The 26097-nt window shown below is 59.9% G+C and carries 22 protein-coding genes and 6 pseudogenes; 14 read left to right on the top strand and 14 right to left on the bottom strand.

The features are described from left to right. Position 1 precedes the first annotated feature (1 nt). The 4 genes from metA to QCM77_RS24970 are packed head-to-tail and all read right to left on the bottom strand — an operon-like array spanning position 2 to position 4685. On the bottom strand, positions 2-1147 hold the full coding sequence (metA, locus tag QCM77_RS24955) for a homoserine O-succinyltransferase MetA (RefSeq protein WP_279685277.1): 1146 nt from the start codon (positions 1145-1147) through the stop codon (positions 2-4). A 27-nt stretch (positions 1148-1174) separates the two neighbouring features. Continuing rightward, positions 1175-2446 (bottom strand): O-acetylhomoserine aminocarboxypropyltransferase/cysteine synthase family protein, encoded by a 1272-nt coding sequence (locus tag QCM77_RS24960; RefSeq protein ID WP_279685278.1) that lies wholly within the window; start codon positions 2444-2446, stop codon positions 1175-1177. A gap of 32 nt (positions 2447-2478) precedes the next feature. Next, positions 2479-3483, bottom strand: coding sequence for an amino acid--[acyl-carrier-protein] ligase (locus tag QCM77_RS24965; protein ID WP_279685279.1), 1005 nt, complete (start codon positions 3481-3483; stop codon positions 2479-2481). A 26-nt stretch (positions 3484-3509) separates the two neighbouring features. After that, positions 3510-4685: an acyl-CoA dehydrogenase family protein gene (locus QCM77_RS24970; protein WP_279685333.1), complete on the bottom strand. Its 1176-nt coding sequence runs from the start codon at positions 4683-4685 to the stop codon at positions 3510-3512. A 293-nt stretch (positions 4686-4978) separates the two neighbouring features. On the opposite strand from QCM77_RS24970, the gene QCM77_RS24975 reads away from it, so the two are divergent. The 5 genes and pseudogenes from QCM77_RS24975 to QCM77_RS24995 all read left to right on the top strand — a co-directional run. Further along, the gene (locus tag QCM77_RS24975) at positions 4979-5248 is read left to right on the top strand and encodes an acyl carrier protein (protein WP_279685280.1); all 270 of its coding nucleotides are present in this window, start codon (positions 4979-4981) and stop codon (positions 5246-5248) included. After that, a complete protein-coding gene (locus QCM77_RS24980; RefSeq protein WP_279685281.1) occupies positions 5245-7206 on the top strand; it encodes a long-chain-acyl-CoA synthetase in 1962 nt (653 codons plus the stop codon). Before QCM77_RS24975 ends, QCM77_RS24980 begins: the two co-directional genes overlap by 4 nt. Positions 7207-7240: 34 nt before the next feature. Beyond that, a complete protein-coding gene (locus QCM77_RS24985; RefSeq protein WP_279685282.1) occupies positions 7241-7486 on the top strand; it encodes an acyl carrier protein in 246 nt (81 codons plus the stop codon). Continuing rightward, the gene (locus QCM77_RS24990) at positions 7473-8858 is read left to right on the top strand and encodes an AMP-binding protein (RefSeq protein WP_279685283.1); all 1386 of its coding nucleotides are present in this window, start codon (positions 7473-7475) and stop codon (positions 8856-8858) included. The genes QCM77_RS24985 and QCM77_RS24990 overlap by 14 nt, the downstream gene beginning before the upstream one ends. Next, positions 8851-9291 (top strand): annotated as a pseudogene (locus QCM77_RS24995) (SDR family NAD(P)-dependent oxidoreductase); the annotation flags it as partial. The gene QCM77_RS24990 and the pseudogene QCM77_RS24995, both read left to right, overlap by 8 nt. A gap of 136 nt (positions 9292-9427) precedes the next feature. Here the strand turns inward: QCM77_RS24995 and QCM77_RS25000 are convergent. From QCM77_RS25000 to QCM77_RS25020, 5 genes and pseudogenes are all read right to left on the bottom strand, one after another. Then, positions 9428-9688 carry a hypothetical protein gene (locus QCM77_RS25000; protein ID WP_279685285.1) on the bottom strand — a complete coding sequence of 87 codons (261 nt, stop codon included), beginning with the start codon at positions 9686-9688 and terminating at the stop codon, positions 9428-9430. A gap of 525 nt (positions 9689-10213) precedes the next feature. Then, a complete protein-coding gene (locus QCM77_RS25005) occupies positions 10214-10576 on the bottom strand; it encodes a response regulator transcription factor (RefSeq protein WP_279685286.1) in 363 nt (120 codons plus the stop codon). Positions 10577-10589: 13 nt separating this feature from the next. Further along, on the bottom strand, positions 10590-10760 hold the full coding sequence (locus QCM77_RS25010) for a hypothetical protein (protein ID WP_279685287.1): 171 nt from the start codon (positions 10758-10760) through the stop codon (positions 10590-10592). A gap of 282 nt (positions 10761-11042) precedes the next feature. Then, positions 11043-12194, bottom strand: a pseudogene (locus tag QCM77_RS25015) (IS1182 family transposase); the annotation flags it as partial. Between the two features lie 288 nt (positions 12195-12482). Next, positions 12483-12977 carry a septal ring lytic transglycosylase RlpA family protein gene (locus tag QCM77_RS25020; protein WP_279685288.1) on the bottom strand — a complete coding sequence of 165 codons (495 nt, stop codon included), beginning with the start codon at positions 12975-12977 and terminating at the stop codon, positions 12483-12485. Positions 12978-13323: 346 nt separating this feature from the next. Between QCM77_RS25020 and QCM77_RS25025 the strand changes: the two are divergent. Beyond that, positions 13324-13745 (top strand): annotated as a pseudogene (locus QCM77_RS25025) (hypothetical protein). Between the two features lie 188 nt (positions 13746-13933). On the opposite strand, the gene QCM77_RS25030 reads toward QCM77_RS25025, so the two are convergent. After that, a complete protein-coding gene (locus tag QCM77_RS25030; RefSeq protein WP_279685289.1) occupies positions 13934-15448 on the bottom strand; it encodes a serine hydrolase in 1515 nt (504 codons plus the stop codon). A gap of 656 nt (positions 15449-16104) precedes the next feature. Beyond that, complete coding sequence (locus tag QCM77_RS25035) at positions 16105-16308, bottom strand: PAS-domain containing protein (RefSeq protein ID WP_279685290.1); 204 nt, start codon at positions 16306-16308, stop codon at positions 16105-16107. Between the two features lie 665 nt (positions 16309-16973). On the opposite strand from QCM77_RS25035, the gene QCM77_RS25040 reads away from it, so the two are divergent. The 6 genes and pseudogenes from QCM77_RS25040 to QCM77_RS25065 all read left to right on the top strand — a co-directional run bounded on the left by QCM77_RS25040 (position 16974) and on the right by QCM77_RS25065 (position 20642). Then, positions 16974-17180, top strand: a complete 207-nt coding sequence (locus QCM77_RS25040) for a hypothetical protein (RefSeq protein WP_279685291.1) — start codon at positions 16974-16976, stop codon at positions 17178-17180. A gap of 337 nt (positions 17181-17517) precedes the next feature. Further along, a complete protein-coding gene (locus QCM77_RS25045) occupies positions 17518-17817 on the top strand; it encodes a hypothetical protein (RefSeq protein WP_279685292.1) in 300 nt (99 codons plus the stop codon). Positions 17818-18057: 240 nt separating this feature from the next. Continuing rightward, on the top strand, positions 18058-18243 hold the full coding sequence (locus tag QCM77_RS25050; RefSeq protein ID WP_279685293.1) for a hypothetical protein: 186 nt from the start codon (positions 18058-18060) through the stop codon (positions 18241-18243). Between the two features lie 67 nt (positions 18244-18310). After that, positions 18311-18565, top strand: a pseudogene (locus QCM77_RS25055) (DUF7662 domain-containing protein); the annotation flags it as partial. Next, positions 18529-19717: pseudogene (locus QCM77_RS25060) on the top strand (IS4 family transposase). The pseudogenes QCM77_RS25055 and QCM77_RS25060, both read left to right, overlap by 37 nt. 300 nt (positions 19718-20017) lie before the next feature. Continuing rightward, positions 20018-20642: pseudogene (locus QCM77_RS25065) on the top strand (LabA-like NYN domain-containing protein). Between the two features lie 131 nt (positions 20643-20773). Here the strand turns inward: QCM77_RS25065 and QCM77_RS25070 are convergent. Continuing rightward, positions 20774-20968, bottom strand: a complete 195-nt coding sequence (locus tag QCM77_RS25070; protein WP_279685294.1) for a hypothetical protein — start codon at positions 20966-20968, stop codon at positions 20774-20776. Positions 20969-21302: 334 nt separating this feature from the next. On the opposite strand from QCM77_RS25070, the gene QCM77_RS25075 reads away from it, so the two are divergent. Next, entirely contained in the window at positions 21303-21584 is a 282-nt protein-coding gene (locus QCM77_RS25075) for a hypothetical protein (protein WP_279685296.1), read from the top strand. 643 nt (positions 21585-22227) lie between these two features. Here QCM77_RS25075 and glmS read toward each other — a convergent pair. Then, a complete protein-coding gene (gene glmS, locus QCM77_RS25080; protein ID WP_279685298.1) occupies positions 22228-24054 on the bottom strand; it encodes a glutamine--fructose-6-phosphate transaminase (isomerizing) in 1827 nt (608 codons plus the stop codon). Between the two features lie 612 nt (positions 24055-24666). Here glmS and QCM77_RS25085 point away from each other — a divergent pair. Beyond that, on the top strand, positions 24667-24909 hold the full coding sequence (locus QCM77_RS25085; protein WP_279685299.1) for a DUF6894 family protein: 243 nt from the start codon (positions 24667-24669) through the stop codon (positions 24907-24909). Between the two features lie 91 nt (positions 24910-25000). Here QCM77_RS25085 and QCM77_RS25090 read toward each other — a convergent pair whose 3' ends face one another. Next, positions 25001-25636 (bottom strand): LuxR C-terminal-related transcriptional regulator, encoded by a 636-nt coding sequence (locus QCM77_RS25090; protein WP_511337210.1) that lies wholly within the window; start codon positions 25634-25636, stop codon positions 25001-25003. Between the last annotated feature and the right edge of the window lie 461 nt (positions 25637-26097).

Below are 26097 nucleotides of genomic sequence, written 5' to 3' on the forward strand. Positions count from 1 at the left end.
CTCACTCATAATATCCGAGCCGCGTCTTGGTCATCAGGCTTGGCGAGCGCGCCCGGCGAGCGGATCGAGCGGCAACATGGCGACGAGCCGGAATTCCGGCTGCGGAGAGAGCCGCCTCTCGCGTCCCTAACGGCTTTGAGCGTCCAACTCGCTGCGACATCAGGTACAGCAACCAGTTGCGGTATATGCGCGTAGCCGGCAGATGCCAGACGTTGCTCAGGTCCTTCGCCATTTGATCGGCTGGAAAGTCGGCGAAAAGTTCTGGGTGTCTGTCGGAAAGGGCTTTCTGTCGGAAAGCGACCTGTATCTCTTCCGCCTCCTCGCCGAAATAACCCTTCGGTATCGTCGGACAGACTTCATTCTCCCCCCGGAGGAAGCGACCCATATCTCGCCAGTATTCGCCAAGCAGGCTCTGCGTTTCGTATTCCGGGTGGCCCTGGAAATGGACGAAAAGGCTCTTCTTCTGCCGCTTCACGAAGCAATCGACGCCGGCCTCGGCCGACCAGGTGAGAACCGAGTATCCGCAGTTCGCGAGATCCCCCTCCTCCACCTCGTTCCACCGGGCGTGCGGTATTCTGAAGGTCCTCGGCACATCTTGCATCAAGGGATGACGTGTCGTTTTTGTTTGAGCAAAGACACCAAAGCACTTGGTAGGCAGCTTGTGGCGCGGAACGCCGTCCATGTGGAGGACGGCCCCATGGACGGCCAGACAGGAAAACACCGACGACACGGTATTTTCCTCGGCCCAATCGACGATCTCTGCGAAAGTGTTCCAATATGGCTCTTCCGTCAGGCTGGCGGCCTTGGGTTCGGCGCCGGTCACGATCACCCCATCCAGACGCCTGTTCAGCAGATCGTCGAGGCCACGGTAATATCGACCGACGTAATCGCGCCCCCATTCCGAACGGGGGGTCGCCGCCATCGTATAGAAATGCAGCCTGACGCTAAGTCGTCCGGCCGCCGCATTGAGCAGGTCGAACAGTTGACGCTCGGTCGACATCAACGCAGCATCCGACATGTTATTGATAAGCGCGATGTCAAGGCACTCCGTCTGGTTTTCCAATGACGCCATCGCATCAGCGCCTCTAGCCGGCGCTCTCGAGAAGAGGTGGTGTTCGTGCGAATCTATGTCGATCAAGACAGTCATCCGAATGCCTTCATGGTTGACGAAACATCAGTTCGCGGCACGGAGGGCCTGATCGAGATCCGCTATGATGTCGTCGATGTGCTCGATTCCGACGCTCAGCCTGATCATCTCGGGCCGCACGCCGGCTCTATCCTGTTCCTCGGGCGACATTTGCCGGTGGGTTGTCGATGCGGGGTGGCAGGCGAGCGATTTCGCGTCGCCGATATTGACCAGCCGCTTGCAGAGCTTCAGTGCGTCGTAGAACCGCTTGCCCGCCTCGAAGCCTCCAGCCACGCCAAAAGTCAGCAGCGAACACGCCCGACCACCTAGATACTTCTGTGTCAGCGCGTAATAGGGACGGTCGTGAAAGCCCGCAAAATTGACCCACCCGACACGGCGGTCATCGCGCAAGAACCACGCGACCTTTTCGCCATTCTCGACGTGCCGCTCGATCCGGAGCGCGACTGTCTCGATGCCCTGGAGCAGCAGGAAAGCGTTCATCGGCGCCAGGACGGCGCCGGTGGTCCTCTGGGAGACGGCGCGGCAACGGGCAATGTAGGCGGCGGCACCGTAGCGCTCGGTGAAGATCAGACCATGGTACGATTTCTCCGGCTCGTTCATCATCGGGAAGCGCCGGCGATGCTCCGCCCACGGGAATCTGCCGCTGTCGACGATAATTCCACCGAGCGTGGTGCCATACCCACCCATGAATTTCGTCAGCGACTCCACGACAATGTCTGCGCCATCGATCGGCCTGAGCAGGATCGGTGTCGGCACCGTGTTATCGACGATCAGCGGAACGCCGTGCCTGTGCGCGACCTCGGCCATGACTTCGATGTCGCAGACGTTTCCGGCCGGATTCCCGACGCTCTCGCAGAACACCGCCCGCGTATCGTCGTCGATCAATCTTTCGACGCTCGCCGGCCGGTCGTCGTCCGAAAACCGGACCGTAATGCCCTGCCTCGGCAGGAGGTATGCGAAAAGCGTATGCGTGGTGCCGTAGAGCTGCGGAACCGAGACGATGTTGGTGCCCATCTCAGTGATGTTGACCACCGCATAGTTCACCGCGGCCTGACCACAGGCCACGCTGAGCGCCTCGATGCCTCCTTCCAGGGCGGCGACGCGCTTCTCCAGCACCGCGTTGGTCGGATTGCCGATCCGGGTGTAGCGGAAGCCGTCCACTTCGAGGTTGAAAAGCGCGGCTCCATGGTCGGCGCTGTCGAATGCAAACGCGGCCGTCTGGTAGATCGGCACGGCAACGGCCTTCGTTGCCGGATCGCTTTCGAAGCCGCCATGGACGGCGAGAGTCTCTCTCCTCATGGAGACTGGCCCTTCGTCTCTCCGATCCCGGCCTAGCTCCCGACTTCCTTGGCGCATCGGAATTCCTCGAATACTGACTGCCCCCCACGGTCGGTCTGCGCGATGCCCAGTAGGTCCCGGACCGCGATCGGCCACAGGGCGACGTCTTTGCCGTGGGTATGGAACATGGCGACGGCGAGACGGTCCATTCCGAAGGCCACGCAGGAGGTGTGAGCCGGCTCAGAGGCCGCATCCACGATGCCCCAGGCGGTGCCGAAATGATCTCGGTGGTAGTTGAAGCTCATGCAGGCGGTCGGTCGCTCCTCGGAGCGCAGAGGCACCAGCAGTTCGAACTTCAGCGACTGCTGCTTTTGGCTCACCGCCATCATCTGACCGACCCGGCCGAAGAACGGGTCGTTGGCATAATCGACCCTGAAGGTCAGCCCGAGATCCCGGGCGATCTTCTGCGCACGTATGATCCAGCGCTCCCGGAACGCCGAGACGTGATCGGGGCTACCGATGCAGACGAATTCACGCATCCTGAAGGACTGCAGCCGATCGAGATGGCGCGAGGGCTCGCGACGAAAACAATCGGCAGCCACGTCGAAGCTCCAGCCGCCCGCCGGCACGGGACCTCGGCTCGCCGCGATTGGATAGACCGGATAGCAGGCGGCCGGCGACAGAACGAGATCGGCCGGTGACAGCGACGCGGTCCAGTCGCCGCCGGCATCGAAGCGGCTGACCGCCGCGTCGATCTCGCTTTCCGTGCCGTGCAAGCCACAAACGCAGCCGAGGAGGTTGGGAAAGCTCTTAAGATAGCCTGACTTCTCAAGCTGCGCGCGGTTCATGACGGGCGGGAAGCGCATCACCTCAGTGTTCGGTTCGCGATTCCGTGAGATCACCGCCCCAATCCGCTCCACGACGTCTTCATGGAGCGCGGTGCGGCCATGGACGCCGGGAGAGCCCATCTCATGGAACAGCGCATCGGCAAGATGATCCAACGGATCGGCCGATGGCTGCGTGGAGTCCGCCGGTGCTTCAACAATGGCCACGTTCATCAGGCCGATTCCTTCTGGGGAGAAAATCAATCGCGCAGGGACTCCGGGACGGTGCTCATCAGCGTGGAGGTACCCATGCTGGCGAGGATGCGGTCGTTGTTGATCATGATCGGAGCGGAAAGCACGTCGCGCAGGTGGCGGCCGATACTTACGTCGGTGTCGTTGCGGTAACCGGAAAGGCCGCAGGCGCGCGTCGCGTGCATAACGGCCGTAACCGCGAGCTCGGAGGCCTCCACCTTGAGAAGATTGATCGAGGACTGGAACTCGAGGGATGACAGCGCGCGCTCGTCCCGTTCGCGAGCTTCATAGAACTGGAGATTCGCGGCGACGATGGCGCGCAGTTTCGTCAGCGTCATTTTGGCGTTGGTGAAATGCGCCGCGCCGGGAGGCATATTGCCACCCGACCCGCGGGCGGCCTTGCGGATGAAGAGCTGCGCCCGGTCCACCGCCGCAGCCGCGATCCCTGCCCAAACCGAGGACCAGCACAGGTGCGCGACGGGTGTCATCGTCTGCGCATGGATCCTTTCGTATGGCACGGGGAATATCTGGTCCGCGGCGCCCCTGAAATTCAGCTTGAACCCGGCGCTGCATGTCCCACGCATGCCAAGCGTCTCCCACGCGAGAGTGGGCTCCAGCGTATAGTCGTCGCGGATGATGGCCAGCAGCACCTGGTCGGATCCGGCAGCAGAGTCGGAGCGGCGGGCGACGGTGATGATGCCGTCCGCCTCGGCGCCGTACGAAATCACCGTCGCGTCGCGCACCAGTGAAATCTCTGTGCCAGCACTCTCCACTGCGGCCGAGCTGAAGCGTATATTCCCGCCGTTCTGGCCTTCCGTGGTCGACGATGCCAGCAGCAGCTGCTCGGCAGCCACGCGACGCATGAGACTTTCGTGCCAGCCGCTGCCCGCGCCGTGGCGAACCAGGCACGCGACTTTGGTCTGATGCATCGCGAAGATCATCCCGACGGAGGCGCAAGCCCGGCCGAGCGCGTAGCACATATCGGCCACCTCGGAGATAGACGCACCGCCTCCGCCGAACTCGATCGGAATCTGAGCGCCAAGAAGTCTCTCACTGCGCGCCGCGTCGATCGCCTTCCGCGGGAAGCGCGCCTCGCGATCGACCCCCTCCGCCTCCGCCGCGGCGACCTCCGCGACAATTGCCGTCCGCTGCCGGAACGAGGAGCCGTCGGGAGAAAATGCCATTCGGCCGATTCCCGTGGCGATGTTGCGGAACTGAACTTCCTGCACACTCATAGGCCAACGCCCCTCATTTCATGGTTGTCATGGATGGACAACGCGAGCCGGGTCGAGATGAATTCCGCTCAAAATCAACAGCTAGCCCACTTCCCTTGCTGCGTCGTTGGCGCAGAAGTGGGTGTCAAGGAGCTGCCACTCCCGGGCGAGGTACCTCCGAAGCAGAGCTATTGACCGGAGGAGCAGTTGAGTATCGTCGTCCCGATTGTGATCACGCTCGGCCACGGCAAGGGGCAAGTAAAATGCGCGACTTTGTCGTCAACGTTCAGAACCGTGTTCTATCCGTCGTCACGAGCGTCCTCCAGCAGAACGCGATCACCGCCGATGTCCACCCGGAGTCACGACTGGTGGATATCGGGCTAAACTCGATGGGCATGGTCGAGCTGATGCTCAAGGTTGAAGCCGAATTCGATCTCATCCTTCCCCAACTCGAAATCACGCCCGAAAATTTTCAATCGGTGAAGGCGATGGAGCGGATGATCCTCAACCAGCTCGGATCTGAGGCGGGATGACGCCGGCTGAACAGAGATTCTGCTTCGACAAACAAGCGAGACGAATCAACAATGATTGCGGGGTCGCTCCGACCGCGACCTTGCCGACCAGCGAGCAGGTGCGCGCGGACGCGGATCGAGCCCAACCGCATGATCAAGTGGTGAAGACAGCCGAGATCCGGGAGGCGACCAAACGCGGCGCTCCGCGGCGCAGACGCTCCGCCGCCAAGGCCTGGCTGCAAGCCATCGCACTAACAGCGCGGGTCGACACCCAACCGCATCGGTTGTTCGCCGACGTCGTGGAAGAATGGGCACAGCATCACCCCAGGCGACCTGCCTTGCTCTCGGACGGCCAATCCTTCACCTATGGAGAACTCACCGCCCGGATCAACCGGTATGCGCGCTGGGCGCGGGGCCTCGGCCTCCATGCCGGCCGCACCGTCTGTCTGCTGATGCCCAACCGGCCGGACTACCTCGCCTGCTGGCTCGGCATCAGCAGGGTCGGCGGGACTGTGGCACTGATCAATACCAAACTGGTCGGCCAGTCGCTCGCCCACTGCATCGACGTCGCGGATGCCGATCACATCATCCTTGCTGCCGATTGTGTGGATGCGTTCGAAACCGCACGTCCACACCTGCACCGCGTGCCGCAAAGTTGGAGCCTGGGCACCGGCGACCCAAGCGACGATCTGGACCTGACCCTCGGCGCGTTCGATCCACGTCCGCTGTCCTCCGCCGAACGTGGTGACGTCACGATCGATGGACGCGCGCTCCTTATCTACACCTCGGGCACCACGGGGCTACCGAAGGCCGCGAACGTCAGTCATCGCCGCATTCTCACCTGGGGCCGATGGTTTGCCGGACTGACGGACGCCTCAACCGACGATCGTCTCTACGATTGCCTGCCGCTCCATCACTCCGTGGGCGGCGTCGCGGCCCCCTGCAGCATGCTCTGCGCGGGCGCTTCGGTCGTGATCGCGGAGAAATTCTCCGCTAGCAGCTTCTGGGACGACATCGTGCGTTTCGACTGCACCGTCTTCCAATATATTGGCGAGCTCTGCCGGTATCTGCTGAAGGCGCCGTCGTCCGAACGAGAGGCGCGACACAGGTTGCGGCTGGCTGTCGGCAACGGATTGCCCGGCGACATCTGGGAGCTGTTCGCCAGCCGGTTCGCGATTCCGCAGATCCTCGAGTTCTATGCCGCAACGGAAGGCAATTTTTCGCTATTCAACGTCGAAGGAAAACCCGGCGCGATCGGCCGGATCCCGCCGGTGCTGGCGCATCGCTTTCCCGCCTCTATCGTCAGGGTCGATGCCGACAGCGGCAGCCCACTCCGCGGCACCGCCGGGCTCTGTATCGCCTGCGTCCCCGGCGAGACGGGCGAGGCTGTCGGGCGCATCGGCAGCGCCGATCGCGACGGCGTACCTTTCGAGGGCTACACCGATCCCGCCGAGACTGCGAAAAAGATTCTGCGCAACGTCTTTGCTGAAGGCGACGCCTGGTTCCGCACCGGCGATCTGATGCTGCGCGACGAGCAGGGCTACTTGCACTTCATCGACCGTGTCGGCGACACCTTCCGCTGGAAGGGCGAGAACGTCGCGACCAGCGAAGTGAACGACGCAATCAGGGACTGCCCCGGCGTTCTCGACGCATCGACCTATGGAGTTGCCGTGTCGGGGGCCGATGGCCGCGCCGGCATGGCGGCCCTGGTGGTGGACCGACGTTTCGATTTCGGAATATTCAGAGAACACCTTTCGAATCGGCTTCCGCGCTATGCGGTTCCAGCCTTCGTCAGGTTGTGCCGGGCGCTCGACGCGACCGACACTTTCAAGCAGAAGAAGCCGCGCCTGATCCGCGAGGGATTTGATCCTTCGGTGGTGGGCGATCCGCTGTTCCTGCACGATCCGGTGTCCGGCGACTATCGTTCGATCGACCGGGCGGTCTACGCGCGCATCGTTGCGGGCGAAATCAGGCTCTAGCATCGGCTCGAGAAGCCGAGATATGAGGTTTGCCATGTCGGTCAAGTCGAAGATTTTCTCCGCGATGAACCAGATCGCCGAGGAACAGAAGGTCACGCTGCCGCCGCTTGAGGACGATCTGCCACTGAACGAGACCGGGTTCGATTCGCTGGCATTCGCCATCCTGGTTGCGCGGCTGGAGGACGAGCTCGGTATCGATCCCTTCACTGTCGCCGAGGACGCAGCCTTCCCGTCGACCGTTGGTGAGTTCGTCAAGGCCTACGAGAATGTCCCCGCCTGATATCTTTGCACTACGCCAATATCTCGGCCTGGAACTGAAGGGCCGCACGATTTCCGATGCAAGGCACTGCGTATCGCTGACCGACATTCTCCGGCGCAGCTGCTTGACCGGCAAATCCCGCGAGCTATCCGGCCGTTCGGTGCTGCTTGCGACATCGGGACAGCTCTTGTCCGCGCTTGCGATGATCGAACTCGACGGCGTCGTCCGCCGCATGCTTCTGTGCCCGCCCGACCTCGATCCGGATCGCATCCCCGCCCTGCTTTCGAATGCCGGGATCGATGCCATCGTCACCGATCGGCCGCTGCACCATTGCGATGCCGGCGCGCATTTGATTGTCGGCGCCCGCCTGCCCGAACGTGCCGGTGCGGGATGGAGGACCGAACGCGCGACCGAGTGGCTAATGCTGACATCGGGGACATCAGGGCTGCCGAAGATCGTCCGACATACGCTCGATGGGCTGGCCGGCGCGATCATCGCCGATGGACCTTCGCGCCACCCGAACGCGACCTGGGCGACGTTCTACGACATCCGCCGCTACGGCGGCTTGCAAATTTTCCTGCGGGCCGTGATCGGCGGCGGATCGATGGTGCTTTCGGAGCCCGAGGAAGCCGTCGCGGCCCATGTGGTGCGGCTGCGCGCGGGCGGCGTCACCCACATCTCCGGAACGCCGTCGCATTGGCGCAAGCTCCTGATGAGCGGTGCGTCCGCCAACTTCTCGCCGGACTATGTCCGCCTGTCCGGCGAAATCGCTGACCAGGCAGTGCTGGACGGCTTGGCCCGGGCTTATCCGCATGCGTCAATCGGGCACGCCTATGCCTCGACCGAGGCTGGCGTCGGTTTCAGCGTGGACGATGGGCGCGAGGGTTTTCCTGTCCACCTGATCGGGCAGAATCACGCCGGCGTTGAGATGAAGGTGGTCGACGGCTCACTGCGGATCCGTTCCCAGCGTACCGCGCGCTCCTATGTCGGCGCCGATGCTCCGCCGCTCGCCGACGCCGAGGGCTTCGTCGATACCGGCGATATGGTCGAGCTGCGCGGCGAACGATACCACTTCGTCGGCCGGCGAGGCGGCATCATCAACATCGGCGGGTTGAAGGTGCATCCGGAGGAGGTGGAGGTCGTGATCAACCGGCACGCTTGCGTCCAGATGTCGCGCGCGCGATCGCGCAGGAGCCCGATCACCGGCGCCATTGTAGTCGCCGATGTCGTCCTGGTCGACGGCACCGATAGGGAACGCCACGAAACGATCCGCACGGAGATTCTCAGCCAGTGCAAAGACCGGCTGGCAGTATGGAAGGTGCCTGCGGTGATCCGCTTCGTCGATCGGATCGAGGTCACGGCCGCGGGGAAACTGGCGCGCACCGATGCGTAACGTCCTCATCACCGGCGGCAGCCGCGGTATCGGTCTTGCCATTGCACGCAAGCTCACTGCCTCCGGCCACTACAATGTGGTCGTAGTGGCGCGCCGCGAGAGCGCAGAGTTTGCGGCTGCATGCGGCGAAGCACAAGGGCGCCTGCATTTCCGCGCCTGCGACCTCGCGGTAATTGAATCGATCCCGATCTTCGCAAAATCAGTGCGCGCCGAATTCGGCACGATCTACGGCCTCGTCAACAATGCCGGGATCGGTGCCGATGGGCTGCTGGCCACCATGCACAATTCCGAAATCGAGGCCTTGATTCGCCTGAATGTACTGTCGCCGATCATCCTGACTAAATACGTGGCGCGCCATATGATGGCCGACGGCGCGGGGCGGATCGTCAACATTTCCTCTATCGTCGCCTCGACGAAGGCGGCCGGAACGTCACCGGCACCGTGGTGACGGTCGACGCGGGTAGCACCGCCTGATCGCTGAGAATAGGCCATCCGCCGTTGCGGGCGACCTCTCCTCTCGGCTCAAACGTACTTGAATGTCGACCTCGCCTGACTGCAGGCGAGGCACTTCATTTCAGCGACAGCTCCTTCAGAAGCTCAAGCATCGTGTTGCAGGCCTTCTCCGCCTCCGCGAAGGTTGCAAACGCCGAACCGCCAATCTTGATCGCGCCGTTACCCCGATAGAGCGGCCGCCATGACGCCAAATAGCCGGTACGTCCATGAAAGCCGCTACCAGCAGGGGTCTCATACGTGACCACAAAGGAAAAGCCGTCGCCGGTCGCGCTCCAAATTTCCATGTCCTCGACGGCACGGTGAAACTGAAGGGACATCAAGATGCGTCCACGCACTCGCTTTCAGCTCAACCACGGAGTTTCACTCCTGTTGGCAGGCCGACTACAGAGAAACGGCCCTGACCACTTGGGGGGCAGGGCAGGAAAGGCCAGGGCCGCCGCTCCAGATGTACCGATATCTAGTCGGCACACCCCTGCGATCGCATCTGGAGCCGATCTGTTGCCCGCGACTTCGTTTTACCTGACAACGGACAAACTGCGATCGACCCAGAGCTGCAGATGACGAATAATTACACTTCCCTCCCGTTCCCTTGCCTGCGATTCTGGATCAGCCGCCAGCCATGGCGGACTACCCAATAAGCTCCCCGAACATTGACCACGCCAATCAAGCCGCGCCTGAAATCAATTTTCGGTCCTTAACAGGTTACTCGGTTCAATCGTGTCGGCGTGCCGCCCCTGCCGCATCGTGGCCGAGACAGCGTCTTCGGCCGGGGCCGGCGCTTCCAATTTGAGGCCATCTGCCCATCACAGCGTGACGAAAAACGGCGGTGCGTGAAGATCTTCTCAGCGCTGCCCGCTCGTCGGACTCAATCCGGGATGCGGAGCCTTCTCCCGCGCGGCGGTCGCGCGATCATGTTGCGAGATGGCGATAGCCGCGAGCACCGTCCGGTTGCTGATTTCAAGCTTTTGAAAGATATTGTGAAGGCGCACTTTGATGGTGCCGTCGGCAATGCTCAACCGCCGCCCGATTTCCTTGTTCGACAATCCTTCGGAGACCAGACGCATGATCTGACGCTCGCGTTCCGTCAGCGCTGTCAGCCCGTTCCCCGAATTCGTGCCCTGAACCTTCGCTTGGGTTTCTGCTAATTTGCTCAAGCGACCTGTTAGCACCTCGACATTGCGAGTTGCGGGGGCGGCCCACATCATTATCATCGTCAGGTCATCCTGTGGGCGCTGGCAATTCGAGCGCCGACAGAAACACCCCGATATCTGTCAGACCTTCGAACGACCACAAGATTTCGAGGATGTTGCGAATCCGCTCCTCGCCGACGTGAGTCTTCGCGCAACCGCCGAAGTTATGTCTGAGCTGACGTTTCACGCGCGTCGGCATCTCGATTTCATCAACCCCGTGTTCGCGATGGCCTTCCGTCTCAGACGGGGCGCTTGTCGGCAATCTTGACGATATTCCGTCAACCTCGGTCCCGCGCGCTCTGTAAGAATGTCGCGGGGGTGAAGACGCGTTGGCCGATCTTTGTCGGCATACCGGATGGTAGGAGGACCGACCCTACGATCGGCGATATCGATGATCTATGGGTAGACACCCTGGAGCGCGAGTTCAGGTGGCAGCCGCCGTCGATCCCTACGCGCCTGGAAAGAAGTATTCCGGTGCTTGTTCGTTTAAGTAGGTTTTTCGAGCGGGTGTGGTCCAGTAGCGCTTTATCCGCTTGCCATCTTCCTCGTTCGTAAAGCGATACGGCAGTTGCTCCCCAGCCGGACAGCGATAGGCGTCTTCCTCCGGCAAATAGGCAAAGTCCTGCTTGCCGAAGCGGCCATCTGACTTGGCACCCGACGTCTGCGGCTTGGGCAGAGTTACGGTGATGCCGGCCTCGTGGCACGCGAGGATCTCCAAGCTGCTGAAGTAGCCGCGATCGGCAACGGCCTCGAGCGTCTCGGTCTTTAGAACAGCCTTCGCCTGCTTGGCCACATTGGCCAGTTGAGCCCGATCCGAGCCGCTGTTCGTCACCTCATGCGTCACAATCAGATGGTGCTCGGTATCCACGGCGACTTGCACGTTGTATCCGACAACGCCGGACCCGCGGCCGCTCGTTGCCATCGACCGGCTGTCGGGATCGGTCAGGGAGATTTGTTGGTCAGGCGAAGCCAGCATCTGCTTCTCGTGGGCGGCAAGCTTGCCCATTTCCTCTTTCAGCTTCGTCAGTTTCTCGGTAAGCCTCGTCACCTTCGCGGCCAGTGCCTCCGTCGGCTCTTGCCGGTCGGCCGTGTCAAGTTGGCTCAGATAGCGCGCGACGCTCTCCTCCAGCTGGGCACGCCGCCGTTCCACCTTCCCCCGCGTGAAGTTCTTGTCCCGATTGTTCACGGCCTTGAACTTGCTGCCATCGATGGCAACGCTCGCCGTCGTGAGGAGGCCCATCTCGCGGCAGAGTTCGACGAAGCGCGCACATACCCTGCGCAGCGCCGGGCCGCTGTCTTTGCGGAAGTCCGCGATCGTCTTGTGATCAGGTGCGAGCCGACCCAGCAGCCACATGACCTCGACATTGCGTCCGGCTTCTCGTTCGAGCCGCCGGCTCGACTGACCCCGGTTCAGATAGCCATAAATGTAAAGCTTAAGGAGAACCGAGGGGTGGTACGATGGCCGACCAGTCGCCGCCGGCTCCACCCCCCTCAAAGCTCATCGCAGCCAAATCGACGCATCGACAAACACGTCGATCACGCGAACAGGGTTGCTCTCGTCAATGAAATCATCGAGGCATTCGGGTAATAGCGTCCGTTGCCCACGATCCGCCTGCTTAACGAAGCGCCTCATCAGCTTCCCCCGCAGAATCACGAGGGAATCATAGCAAAGCAGCGGCGTTTTCACACAGCCAGGGTCATTCACGTCTTTCGGACCATATTGTTGTGACTTCCGGTCTACCCCTGACTCCGGACATATCGCTGCAATGCGCTCGATGAAGCGATGGGCCTTTTCGGAAGTCGACGCCCGTATTGGCGAGGTCTGCTTTGTCCTCAAGAGGCGACATTCGGCCACGCCCTTCTCTACATTGAAGACCTGATCTCCAGGAGGGCCGTGCTCTACCTGTTTCGCGTGCGATGTTCATCCAACCGGTCCGGGGACCCAATAGTTGCCGGAAAGCGGCCTGACTTTTACGTCATGAATTACCCCGAGCTGCAGGCTTGGATCGAAATAGCGCATCGCCCGCTCATTGAGGTCAATGATGCGTCCAGGCGTTAATGGCCCAACGTCATTTATCTTGACGATGACCTTCTTGCCTACAGCCTCAACGAGGGCATACTTCGGCCTCTCGCCATATTGGACCCCACCAAATTTTTGACGCAAACTCGTCTTGATGGCGGCCGCCCAGACAAAGGGATCATAGCGCTCCCCGGAAGCTGTGTTCGGGCCGCCCTCCCGCCAACCGGGCCGGAACGGATTGTACGTCGATGCTGTGCCAACAATCGCATCCCCAGAAGCTTCGTTGACGACGGTGCTTGAATGAACTGCAACGACTTCACTTCGAGCAACGGTAACAGAAACGGCAAGTGCGATTGCGGCGCCGCAAATTGCGGCGCTAGAACGAAACAATATCATTACTCCTCGACCGATTTTTTCGTTCGGTTCCTGGCAGGTCAAGCGAACGCGGAGGCGTTAACGAACTCGTGCCAATTTTGCGGATTCGTGCCAATCTTGGCGGAACCATTGTGGGGGACCAGGGTGGTCCGCGCATGGGCGTTCTTGGTTCTCGCCGTCTAAGACAGAGATTGCGTCAGCAGCATGACTAGGAGCAAACGTCTGTCGGCTTCCGGGAACTTTCGTAGACAGACGCGTACTCCTGCAGTGCGTGCAAACGAAGCCATCAAGCTGAACAAGACTTGTCGCGGCTTCGCGCATCACACAAAGCGATCCGACCAGTTTGCTCGAATCGAAGGGTGGGAACATGAAGTATGGGAGGGGATTTCTTCCGGCAATTTTGCTGATCCTAAGCATGTCGAATGCAGTCTCAGCAGTACGCATCACGAATGATGGAGGCGGGCAGATCGGAAGCTACGTCATGAGGTATCAGCGCCTAGCCTCAGCCGGCGAGTCGGTGACGGTCTCTGTGCCTCGGCATGCACTATTGTCCTCAGCGAGCTCCCTCGCGACAATATCTGCGTGACTTCGCGCGCTACACTCGGCTTCCATGCGGCTTGGAATTACGGCCCGAACGGCCGCACCTTCACCGATACCGAAGCGACCTTGATGTTGTACTCTGGCTACCCGACGCCGGTACGTCGCTGGATCGCTAGGCGGGGTGGTCTGAGACCTCACACTATTTTTCTAAGCGGGAAGTCCTTGCAGGCGATGTATCGCCCCTGCTGATCAACTTCGCGTAGCGGAAAAGCACAATCAAATGACTCTGATTCTGGGAACCTCTGCTTCAGTTCAATCGCCGCGTGCCGTTCTCTTCCGATCTACCCCCTGTGAACGGACATCGTCAGACCGCCCCGGCATGTCTCAAACGAGCCACAAAGAGACATACAAAAAGAGGCATGACAAGTGCCCGCGTCCTACTGAACGCGCCTTCCAACGCGACCCACGCCGTTCTGATGAAGAATCAATTGCGCCGCATCGACTTGATTTTCTGCATCGAATGTCAGGACTGCGTCGACATCGGTGAAAAAGAAAGTGTGGTCACTTTCAGGGAAGATTTCAAACCGTTCTTGCCCGGTTGCCTGGGCGAATAGGCGATCGCCTTGCTTGGAAATATGAATCGAAACATCAGGCGCCAGTTGGTAAGTCCCGACCAATCGATCCAAGACTTGCGGGCTGACCGTCGTTCGTTGGCGGATCTTGGGCTGGCCATCTGGCCAGTCATATTCGACCGCGATACCGTGCATTATCTCGCTAATAAGTTGTCCACCGCCCGCTCCGTTCGTCATGGTAACAGCGCCATCTCCATTTTCGAACATAATCATCGAACTGACGAATCCGGCGTTGAAGCCCCAATGCTGAAATCGTCGATGCGGTGAGACGCCGCGAACAATCAGGCCCAGTCCATAATCGGCGAGGCCCGGTGTGAGCATTTGAAGCGTCGTGGCTTGAGACAACACGGAATCATTCCGGCCGCTCCATGCATCCAGCACACCCAGTGCAAAGTGAGCAAGGTCGGTAGGTGTCGTCCACAATCCCGCCGCAGCCAATTCGGGATAGGTGTGTGGACCTCCGGGTACTGGTGCTCCCGAAGCTTGATAGGGTGTTGCGGCGATTTGAGCGTCAATTTCGGGTAGCGGCTGGAGGAAACTGCTATGAGTCATTCCGAACGGCTTGAGGACTGTTTCTTCAAGCAGGTTTGGGAATGGCTTATCGGTTACGTCAGTGAGCAGTTGCTGCACAATGGTGTAGCCCCCGCTAGAGTACTCAAACCGTGCGCCCGGCTCATGATTGACCACGATAGGCGCGGTGTTTGCAGGCGGCGTGCCATTGAGAACGTCGCCGAGTGAGGGAATTGGTGCGCCTGCAGGATATCCCGGAAAACTACCGACAGTGACACCAGCCGAATGATTCAGCAGCCTTCCAAGTGTGACCTTGGATTGAGTGGTGAACGAGTTGACGGGAATCTTCCATTTCCTGAGAGAGAGATTGACGTCGCCATCGACGTCGAGTTTTCCGGCCTGAGCCAATGCGAGGGCCGCTACAGCCGTAACCGGTTTGCTGATTGAGGCCGCCTGGAACAACGTTTCAGGTAATACAGGCGGACCACCGATGGTAGCGGACCCGAACCCACGAGCCTGGATCACTCCGCCATGAATCACGGCGATGCTGACGCCAGGAACGTGCAGCTTCTTCATCCGATCAGCAAGCTTCATCGGAGGTTCGCCAGCGATGGCGATGGCAGGCCGTAGGCCATTCACGATGCGCTGGATGCGCTGCTCGAAATCGCTACTGACGCCTGAGGCCGCGTCGTCCTGAGCAAATGAATACGGGAGGGGCACCGTGCTTCCTATGACGGCTAGCACGGCCAGACGGCCCACGTTGAGAATCATCGACTTGACGCTTTGCGGGCAGACAATGGATTGAGACATGATAGCGATTTTATCAAAAAGGCGCCACTTTCGGTAGGGGTCAGAGGCGGCGGTCGGCCGCTTTGGGACGACTTCTGCTCTATCTCTCGCTCCGGACATTTCGCTGCCGTGTGCCACCCAGCGCGATAGGCCAAGAAGAGAGAAGTTCGATCTAACCGCTCCACCTGCCAGATCCCGCGGACCATTGGGCGCGCTGGAGGAGCGCGACTATTGCACCATGGCCAACGTGTTCAACTCGTTGACGTCGGCGAACGACGTCTGTCAAGCACGCCACCTGTCTGACGGATGGACGGACTCCGGCCTTCGTCAAATGACGGCGGGAGTCCATTCTAAGTCAACGTCGCCAGCAGGCGGGCGGCACATGTCAAATCGGGTGTCGGTGTCACGGGGCACTTAGAACCACCAGCTCATGGCTTCGCCGCCTCTCGCGCCTTGCGGCGCGGCGGCGGCGTCTGGTAGGCCCGACCCGTCGCCGGGGCGCGCATTTTTGGATCCCAGCCGTTGCTCTCCATGGACCGGTGCCGGATCCGCACAAAACGACCATTTGTAAGTTCGACGGTCGTGTCAGACTCTTGCCCGATGACACGCGCGCTGTTGCGCCACGTCAAGTATTCCTGCCGCGTCATATTGGGCGCGCTGCGCGCGGAATATCCAGCTCAACGATTTGATTCAAGCTCATGGACGATCTTCGGATCGAGACCATAGATCTCGAGATAATGCCGATTGCAGACGATCAATCGCTGTTCGCCGTCGAAGAAGCCGAGCTCCTGAGACATGTTATTCAGAGCCGTGTCGAAGCGCTCGGCGAAGGCCTGGGCGGTTTGTTCGGCCGTGCGTGAGCGCACGCCCTCTTCGGCCACCTTGGCGTGCGCCCTATCAGATCGACCAAGTATTGGAAGTTCGTATTGATCATGCGACTGAGCAGTACGACCAGCAGCAACACGTTGATCCCGAGCGAGACCAGCATCCCTTCTCCGGAGACAAGTAGTACCGCTGCATTGGGCGTCGTATGCCCGCGATCGGAGCCCCCAGAACGCGATCAGAGGACGCGCTGCCGCCCCGATCCCGGGCAATTGAGGATTACCTCTAGCATGACGAATCCCGACCGTTTGCACGCAAACACGCAACGGGGACTCCCCGTCATCAAGAGCGACTCTTGAAAAGGCCAGCTGGCGCAGTCAGTTTCTCGCAGAAGCAAAAACCCCCAGCGTTTGCGCGCCGGGGGGCATTTCCAAGCAAATAATTTGGTTCTGGCGATGCCAAACCAAAAGCAGTCGGCGCCCGCTGCGACCGTGAAATGGTTCACAGCTCGCAAGAAACAGCTCACGAGTCACCCCTTTTACGTGCTCTTGCTTCTGTCACCGAAGTTCGACAGAATTAGAAAGTCGGATTTTAAAGGACCGGCCAGGGAATGCCGACGTCGCGGAGCGATGATATTCCACTCCAAGACGTCTTGGAATGTTGCCTCGGGGTCGCCCCGTGAAGCAAAAGTAATGATGTAGGTAGCCGTCAAGGGAAGACGACGATGATTGACGACCAGTTGGCGCGCGCACATCGCAACAATATTCAGCGCTATCACCAGTTATTGCAGACCAGCCTGACAGAGTTCGAACGCCAGTTTGTTGAAAGGCGTTTAAACGAAGAGCAATCGAAACTGGAGATTTTGGTCAGTTCGGTCTCAAGCGAAGCGCACCGTAACCAATCATGCGGACCAGACAGCCGCTTGGTTTAAGTCGCTTGGAGCGGTCGCATTGGTGGGCACGACGCGGTAACCCCCTCGGCACATCCGAGGTCGCCGATGCCTTGGCTCAGTGCGCAGTCGATATGGACGCCGAGGTCACACCGGCACTGCAGGACTTCATCGCTGTCAACGCCACAGGACGTTTCGACCTTCAGTTTGTCCTGCCCCTGCGCGGCGCTGCTCAATTCCTTGAGCCTTGCCACGGATCACCGGTACCTTGTCAACGTCAGTTCTGCTGACCCAAGCCGCGTTAACTTCACCAGCTTTTATTTCGCTGAAGCTCCATATTTCCCGAAGTATATTCGCTCGATTTTCAGTGGGGATTGCGATGGCAACACCTGCCATTTCCCGTGACGCCTTTCGAGGCTCGTTTGCTTTTTATGCAGCAAGAACTCACCACGAGCACGACGGTGAACACCGCCTATTGAATCTTTTCGCTTCGACCAAGGACATACCCGACTATCTACTCCAGCTATGGTCGGATCGCACTCAGGTGCTCGACCCCGAAATCGTCGGTAGCATGCTAGTTCCGCGCACCCGGCAGATCGCCGATGGCAGTGCACGCTATAAACACGCCAGCGATTTCCTTCATGCACTACTCAGAGACATCGATCAAAAAGCGCATTAACGATCTCGTCCTTCACTTGAAGGCCTCTGCTCGCGACCATGGTGTATCGACTGGATGGCCGCGATGTCTACACCGTGAGACAATGATTGAATGCGTTTGCTGCGCGCAGCGGCAACATTGGTCGATTTGACCTCTAAACTGCAGCTCTCAGATCAGCGACCTTCATCACTGAATTCACAACGCCCTCCTGCGCTCGCCCTCTGATTGCGGTTGGACCGTGGCTTTAGGATTACTGATCCAATGGCCATCAAGTTCATTGAGGCGAAGGTCCTTAGAGACGAACTTGCATTGCGAGGCATTCGATCACTGACCAACGATGAATCAGAGACAATTGCTGCTCGCATCTTCGAACGCATTACCGATCTCGAGCTAGAGCTCGCCGCACGCAACTTCCACACCTCGACCAGTCGCGTCGACAAACCTTGACGATTGCGGGCGTTATGTCCGTTTACGATCCCTTGCGAAGAAAGCTGGAGAGCGTACCGGGCGCACCGTTCGGCTCACATTCTCTGAAATCGAAGTGTTACTCGGAAGGTCGCTGCCCCCTTCTGCCTACAAGTTCAGTGCGTGGTGGGGCAATGAAAGCTCACGCAAAGCCGGCCACACGCCACGGCTGTCCGGTTTAAATTCATTGGACGAAGCGGATGGCGTTGATTCTACTCGATCCTGGACGTCTGCAAGCGTTCCGGGACACGAATGGAGATCAGCGCCATGCCGCACCACAATACAGTATTTCGCGATCTCCTGAAGCTTGTGCCGTGGCATCGGTTCGAAGCACTTGTGGAAGATCATGATGCCGACGCGCGGGTGCGTCGGCTCTCGACCAAGGCCCAGTTTGTAGCGCTGCTCTACGGCCAACTGTCGGGCGCGTCGGGTTTGCGCGAGGTCGTGACCGGACTTTCGAGCCACGCGGCCCGGCTCTATCATCTGAGCGCGGATGATCCGGTCCGCCGGTCGACGATGTCGGATGCCAACGCCAAGCGGCCTGTTGCGGTGTTCAACGAACTGCTGGAAGTGATGATGAAGCAGGCCCATCGCGGGCTGCGCCGCAAGCTCGCCGAGACGACCTATCTGATTGATTCCACGAGTGTGCGGTTGAACGAGCACAGCTCCGGCGGCTGGGCGCGGTTCTCGTCCGGGGTCTGCGGTGCCAAAGTGCACATGATCTACGATGCCGACGCCGATCGTCCGATCTATGCCGCGGTCAGTGCCGCCAATGTCAACGACATCACCGCAGCCCATCAGATGCCGATCGTGCCGGGCGCGACCTATGTCTTCGATCTCGGCTATTACGATTATGCCTGGTGGGCCGAGCTTGATGCCGCCGGCTGCCGCATTGTCAGCCGGTTCAAATCCAACACCCGGCTTGATGTGGTCAAGGAGTTGCCGGTCGCCCCGGGCAGCAACATCCTGTCCGATCGCATCGGCTTTCTTCCGGCACGCCAGGCGGGATGCCATCGAAACCCGATGCAGGATGCCGTACGCGAGGTGCGCATCACCATCGAGACCGGAAAGGTCCTGCGCCTGCTGTCGAACGATCTCGATTCAGCGCCGAGGACATCGCCGATTTTTACCGCCGTGCTGGGCCATCGAGTTGTTATTCCGCGGGGGCAAGCAGACCCTCAAAATCACCCGCTTCGTCGGCACTTCCGAGAATGCCGTGCGCATCCAGATTGCCGTCGCCCTGATCGCGTTGCTGCTGTTGCGCCTTGCTCAGGCTACGCAGCAAACCATTCAAAGCCCGCTCGTCTTCGCAAGGCTGGTCCGCGCCAATCTCATGCAACGCCGCCGTATCGACAGCTTGCTCGTACCATCGCCGACCATCCAAGATCTGTCGCAGATGTGCCTAAGTCCTGCTCACACCTTAAACCGGACCGCCGTGGCCACACGCAGGCTATGACGTGGCTGGAGACTGGCTTCAAGGCGAAGGTGTCGCTGAAGCACCAAGCGGCCGAATTCAATCGGATCTGATTCTCGCGCGTAAAGGCGGATCCTGAAGTAGCAAGCGCAGCCATATACTGTGCCGCTGGTCGGCTGCGCTCCGTACTCTGCAAGACAGTCCTACGGCTTCGCCCGAGACACACCAACGCCAGGCACGACCACGCCGCGTGATCGAACTGCCAAAGAGAGGTAAATCCGCATCGCTCACAGGACGCTTACTCCAAACGACCACCTAAACTCGCCACAAAGCCCGCAAGTCATGCCAACCGCTCCTACCAACAAGGTTGCGCTCTTCATTGATGGGGCCAATCTCTATGCGACGGCGAAGCTCTCGGCTTCGACATCGATTACAAGCGACTGCTGAAGGAGTTTCAGATAGGGGAGCTGTTTCGGGCGTTTTACTACACCGCAGTCATCGAGGACCAGGAATAATCCTCGATCCGTCCACTGATCGATTGGTTGGACCACAGCACAACGACCACACCGTCGTCATTAAGGCGACTAAACAGTTTGTCGACCCCTCCGGCCGGCTCAAGGTGAAGGGCAACATGGACATCGAGCTTGCCGTGGACGCCGTGGAGCTGGCCGAGCTCATCGACCAGATGAGGCTGTTATCGGGTCACTTCGACTTCCGCTGCCTGGTCGAGGCCGTCCAGCGCCGCGGCGTGCGAGTCACCGTGATCTCCACCATCGCTGAGCTTCGCCGCCTGGCCGACGTCTTCACCGACCTCGTCGAACTTCAATCCAAGCTTGGCCGCGATCCGCCCGAGCGCCCCGCTCCGCGTGATCGTGAAGCGCGTGGACGCATGCCTAAATTCTTGCAAGAGCCGAAGGGAAACGATCCTCACGACAAGGGCGACGTCCGCATCGATGAATCTGGGTAGCCCGGCTTCAACATCACGGACATCCAGCCGCTGGCGACGCGCAGAGACCTACATAATGCAAATGCAGGGCGCATTGGGTTTTCCCACCGAGACGCAATATGCCTTAGCTTCGCTTGTCTGCCGGTCGATGACTATGAATCTACGGTTATGCTGCTGCCGGTGTCGGGCGACGACCTGGTGGAGCGTTCAACAGTTGCCTCGGCTTGCTGCTTCTGAACCTGCTCCTCGACGTACAAGACCACCGTGCGCCGTGTGCCCTGGTCAGTCAGCTTCAGAAATGCCCTGATCAACCGCAGCATCTGAAGATCTTCAACGCCGTTCGCCATGGCAAAGACTCATTGAAAAATGACAAGCTAAATCGGACAATTATGCAGCGGTTAGCCCCTTAGAGGAACGTGGAACTTGGTCGAAGGTTAAGGTCTGCCGGCCCTCGCCGCCGATGGTTGCCGGAGCAGCCCCGGTCTACCTCCCCAAGAGCCCACAACCGGGCCGTCTCTCCGGCGAGAACTCGCTCTCGCTCGTGACCTGCAGCGGCTGCGACGGCACCGACTGGGGAGAACCATCTGGATCGGCCGTGGGATGGCCCGCGAGCGCGTCCCTGCCGCGGTGCCGGCGCGCCCTGCCCGAGGTGCAATCTCCGCGGAGGGCGAGACGCCGCGCATGCCCGCTGGCTTCAAGGTCGAGATCGACAAGAACGGCAGGCGAATTGACAGTGGTCTTCTGGGACGAACGATCAGCTTGCCATCGCGATTTGATCTGCACTGTCTGGCGTATGCGTTGCTCGCCCTCGATCGCGCCGACCGACGCCACGTTTATCTGGTGCAGGACGACTTCGGAGCGCGGGCCGGCCGCGCTTGGCGCGAGATCGACGAAGCGCACACGGACCTCCCAACTGCAAGCATCATCGTCCTCACCGCTGTCGTATACGGGCGTGGATCATAGAGGCCGCTGGTCGGCGATAACGGCGAGAAGAAGCCGTGACCGACTGCAGGGTTGGCGATCCCTCGGTCGGGTTCGTCCATTCAATCCTCGACCCCTAGTTCGGCCCAACGGCACGGCCGTTGAGCGGGGGGACGCTGGTCGTTGAGGGTCTGGAGAACAATGTCTGGATATTTGAGGAATAGCTTACGTTGATGCTCCCTCTATCCGAATTTGTACTGCGTTTGACACTCTTGTTATCGCGGCGAATCCGGCTGACCGCGCCACCATTCACTTAAGCCCGCGACGATTAGCCGAGCTTTGCGATGGGGCGCTCTCCCCGGCACGCTCACACGCATACCGGACCCGTACACAGAATCTTGTCGGCTGCCGGCCGTAACGCGATCACCTGCGGACTCTTTGATATTGCACGACATGCGGCGAGAATTCAAAGCACCACGACAGACCATTCTGCCGTCCCATAAGGGGTACTCCTTCAGGAAAATCGGAGCGTTTGCTCCCCGCAAATTCGTTGCACCAAATGGGTCATCTCCGTCGTCTCCGACCTGGAGGAGGGCAGCCGCATGGCCGATAATGCTTCCGAGCGGATCCTTGATGACCGCACCCGTGGATGCCGAGCGACCATATCCTGCCACGGCATTCGCCTCTATTCGACCGTAACCGATTTGGCGAGATTGCGCGGCTGGTCCACATCGGTGCCCATGATGACTGCCGTATGATAAGCGAGCAACTGGATCGGAACGGCGTAGACTATCGGCGCGAAGGTCGACGCCATGTCAGGCAGCAATACCGTAGCTACGGGCTCAACGCCTGCTTCCGCCGCACCTTTGGCATCCGTGATCAGAATGATCTTGCCGCCGCGCGCTACGACCTCTTGCATGTTCGACACGGTTTTTTCGAACACTCCGTCGAAAGGCGCGATGACCACGACAGGCATGTTCTCATCGATCAGAGCGATCGGGCCATGCTTGAGTTCGCCTGCGGCATAACCCTCGGCGTGAATATAGGAGATTTCCTTCAGCTTCAGCGCGCCTTCTAACGCAAGCGGATAGCTGGTGCCGCGCCCCAAATAAAGGACGTCACGCGATTTTGCGACATAGCGAGCCAGCTTCTCGATCTGCGGCCCGCTGACAAGGGCGGCGGCCATCAAACGCGGAACTTCAATCAGCCCCCTCACGAGCTTTCGCTCTTCGCTCACGGAGATCTCGCCACGCGCTGTTCCCGCAGCGACCGCGAGGGCGGCGAGCGCCATCAACTGACAGGTGAAGGCTTTCGTGGAGGCAACGCCGATTTCCGGGCCGGCCAGGGTCGGCAGCACCGTTTCACTTTCACGCGCAATCGTGGAGGTCGGAACGTTCACAACAGAGACGGTGTGAACCCCCATCTCCTTGGCGTAGCGAAGTGCTGCCAGCGTGTCGGCGGTTTCGCCCGATTGCGAGATGAAGACCGCGAGGTCGCCTCTACGGAGCGGCGCTTCGCGATAGCGGAATTCGGAGGCGATATCGACATCGACGGGGATATGTGCCAGCCGTTCGAACCAGTACTTCGCGATAGCGCCCGCATAACTTGCGGTGCCGCAGGCCGTGATCGTAACACGCCCGACGTCGCTGAAATCGAACGGTAGCTTGATCGGCAGCGCCACCCGCTCGGCTTTCATATCCACATAGTGGGCGAGTGTGCGGCCCACTACGTCCGGCTGCTCGCAAATCTCCTTGGCCATGAAATGGCGATGGTTGGCCTTGTCGGCGACGAACGACGCCCCACCCGATTGGAGCACCTCGCGCATGACGACCGCGCCATTGGTGTCCCGGATCACTCCTCTCTCGCGTGACAGCACCACCCAGTCACCGTCTTCCAGGTAGCTGATGCCCTTGGCAAACGGAGCGAGGGCAATTGCATCAGAACCGAGATAGGTCTCGCCGTTGCCATAGCCCACCGCCAGTGGCGAACCCTTGCGCGCCCCGATCAGAAGATCGCGATATCCCTTGAAGAGAAACACCAGCGCAAAGGCGCCGCGTAGCTGCGGCAACGACGCCTTGACGGCTTCCTGAGGCGAATAGCCCATTAGCAGGTAGGAATGAACGAGGTGTGCTACGACTTCACTATCCGTTTCGCTCGCGAATCTCGCGCCCTTCGCTTCGAGCCCCTGCCGCAATTTCCGAAAGTTCTCGATGATGCCGTTATGGACCACCGCGACGCGCTCGGTCGCGTGTGGATGCGCATTGCACTCTGTCGGCTTGCCGTGCGTCGCCCAGCGCGTGTGACCGATTCCGACGTCCCCACCCAGCGGCTCGTCGCGCAACCGCACCTCCAGGTTCTTGAGCTTGCCTTCGGCACGCCGGCGCTCGAGATGACCATCATCGAGGGTGGCCACCCCTGTCGAGTCGTAACCACGATATTCGAGCCGCCTGAGGGCATCGATCAATCGCCCCGATACCGCAGTTTGTCCTAGTATGCCGATAATTCCGCACATCCGTCAGATCTCTCGCCTTGCCGACAATCACCAAATGCACGCGCGCGATGATCATCATCGCCGGTTGGTGCGAATTGGGGCGCTCGAATCCGGAGAATTGCAGCAACAAACGCGGGGTACTCCGCTTGAGCGAGCGAATGCAGAAAGCGCCCTCCTCTTTTCGAGGAGATCCGCTGCGGCACAGATCAATGTCGTGAATGCGATTGCGGCGGGTGAATGCGTGATCTGGATCTGAGCCGTGCTTCCAGGTGCCTTACGCGAGGCGGTTCAATAGCTGCCGGGAGCCGGGGCGAACGCGTGCAAGTGAATCAGCAGGCAAGCCTCCGCCGTCGCTATGCCTTCGATGCGAAGAGATCGCGGCCCCGGCGGGGGGCTGATTTGCAGGGAAGCCGGGGCCGCCGAACACGCCGAATTGGGCAATTGCGGCGCAACGTGACTCTAGACCGCAAGAAGCAATAGTCCATGTCAACCACGAGAATCCGGTTCGACGTTGAGGTACTCAACAATGATCATGGACCTGGAATGGCAGCTCGTCGAAGGTCCACTCGGGGACGCTACTGCTACGTCCGCTTGGTTTTGTCCCGGGAGTGCACTCGTTTTCCGGAAACGCCAATGCCTCGCTATTTCTTCCACGTTCACGACGTCGACGGCGGTTCAATACCCGACGACCTTGGCTTGAATCTCCCCGACATCGACGCCGCCCGGATAGCGGCCATTGACTTGAGCCGCGAGATCCTGCGAAGTGACGTCGTCGGGACATTTCAGGACCATCCGTCTTGGCGGATCGAGGTGAGCGACAGGCCTGAGATGACCAGTCTGCCACTGTTTGTCCTTCACTTTTCGGTAGAGCAATAGCCTGCAGCAAGCACCTGCTGATAGAACCCCGCGAGCGTCGGATTAATCCCGATGGGAACGTCAGTTGGCCTCGGCAGAGCTCTCCGCTCAGTCATTCCGTCGACTTGACCGGAGCGCCCCGATCATTCTGCGAAATGGCCAAGGCCGCGAGCGCTGTCCGATTGCTGATCTCCAGCTTCTGGAAGATGTGGTGAAGATGGACTTTGATTGTGCCGTCGGCAATGTTCAAGCGGCGTCCAATTTGCTTGTTTGATAGTCCTTCCGAAACCAAGCGCATGATCTGTCGCTCTCGGTCCGTCAGCACGGCCAGCGCATTGTCTGAATTCACCCCATGCCCCGCTGGCATAACCTGATCAATTGAGGACTGCGGCACGATTCTCTCACCGCTCGCGATTTGCCGCAAAGATCGCACCAGCGCTTCCGGCAAGATCTCCTTCAAGAGCACGCTGCAGCCGTCGAACGCGTCCGGCAAGACGAGCTCGTAGTCTTCTGAAGAGATGAAAAACACCAAGCGGATCGAGCAATCGGCTGAATTGAGGGCAGACAAGTTAAGCGCGATCAGCTCGGGCATTGTTGAATCGAGAATCACGATATCGGGCGCAAGCCTCTCGATCGCCTGCATACAACTTGCCGCATCACCACAAGATGCAACAATCTTGAAGTCGCCCTCCGCACCGAGCACGCTGCTCAGACCTCGCAAGACCACCGGATGCCGGTCTGCGACCACTACCCTTGTGCAACTCATTGGGCTCCTCAACCAGTAGACCCCGATCTCAACGCTCACTCACCTGGCTTTGTTTCACTTCCATATCGGTATGGCTCGACACATTTGGGAGACTGCAAGAAATGTCGACCCCACCCCGCAACACGCTCACGCCAATTAACCTATAGAATTCACCGTATGCTCTCCGGCCCAACGACCGCGGCCGATGCCTTACCGCAGACCAGCGATCAGTGTCCCGGGGCGCTTCGCCCGTAAGATCCCGGTGGTGGTTCGTCACACCGCGTATTCGCGACGAGAACTTCCCGTAACCCAAACTCGAAGATCTTATCTTTTGTCTCTGGCTATTCCGCTACACGTCTCCCTCGGAGATTGCCTGAGTCAACAGCAGTTCAGCCCGGCGCGCGGCTCCAGGGATCGACTCAATGTATGCAAGAATTCTGATGTTGGCTCATCTGCAGATTGCG

The sequence above is a fragment of the Bradyrhizobium nivariense genome (assembly GCF_029846695.2).
In the GTDB taxonomy this organism is placed as follows: domain Bacteria; phylum Pseudomonadota; class Alphaproteobacteria; order Rhizobiales; family Xanthobacteraceae; genus Bradyrhizobium.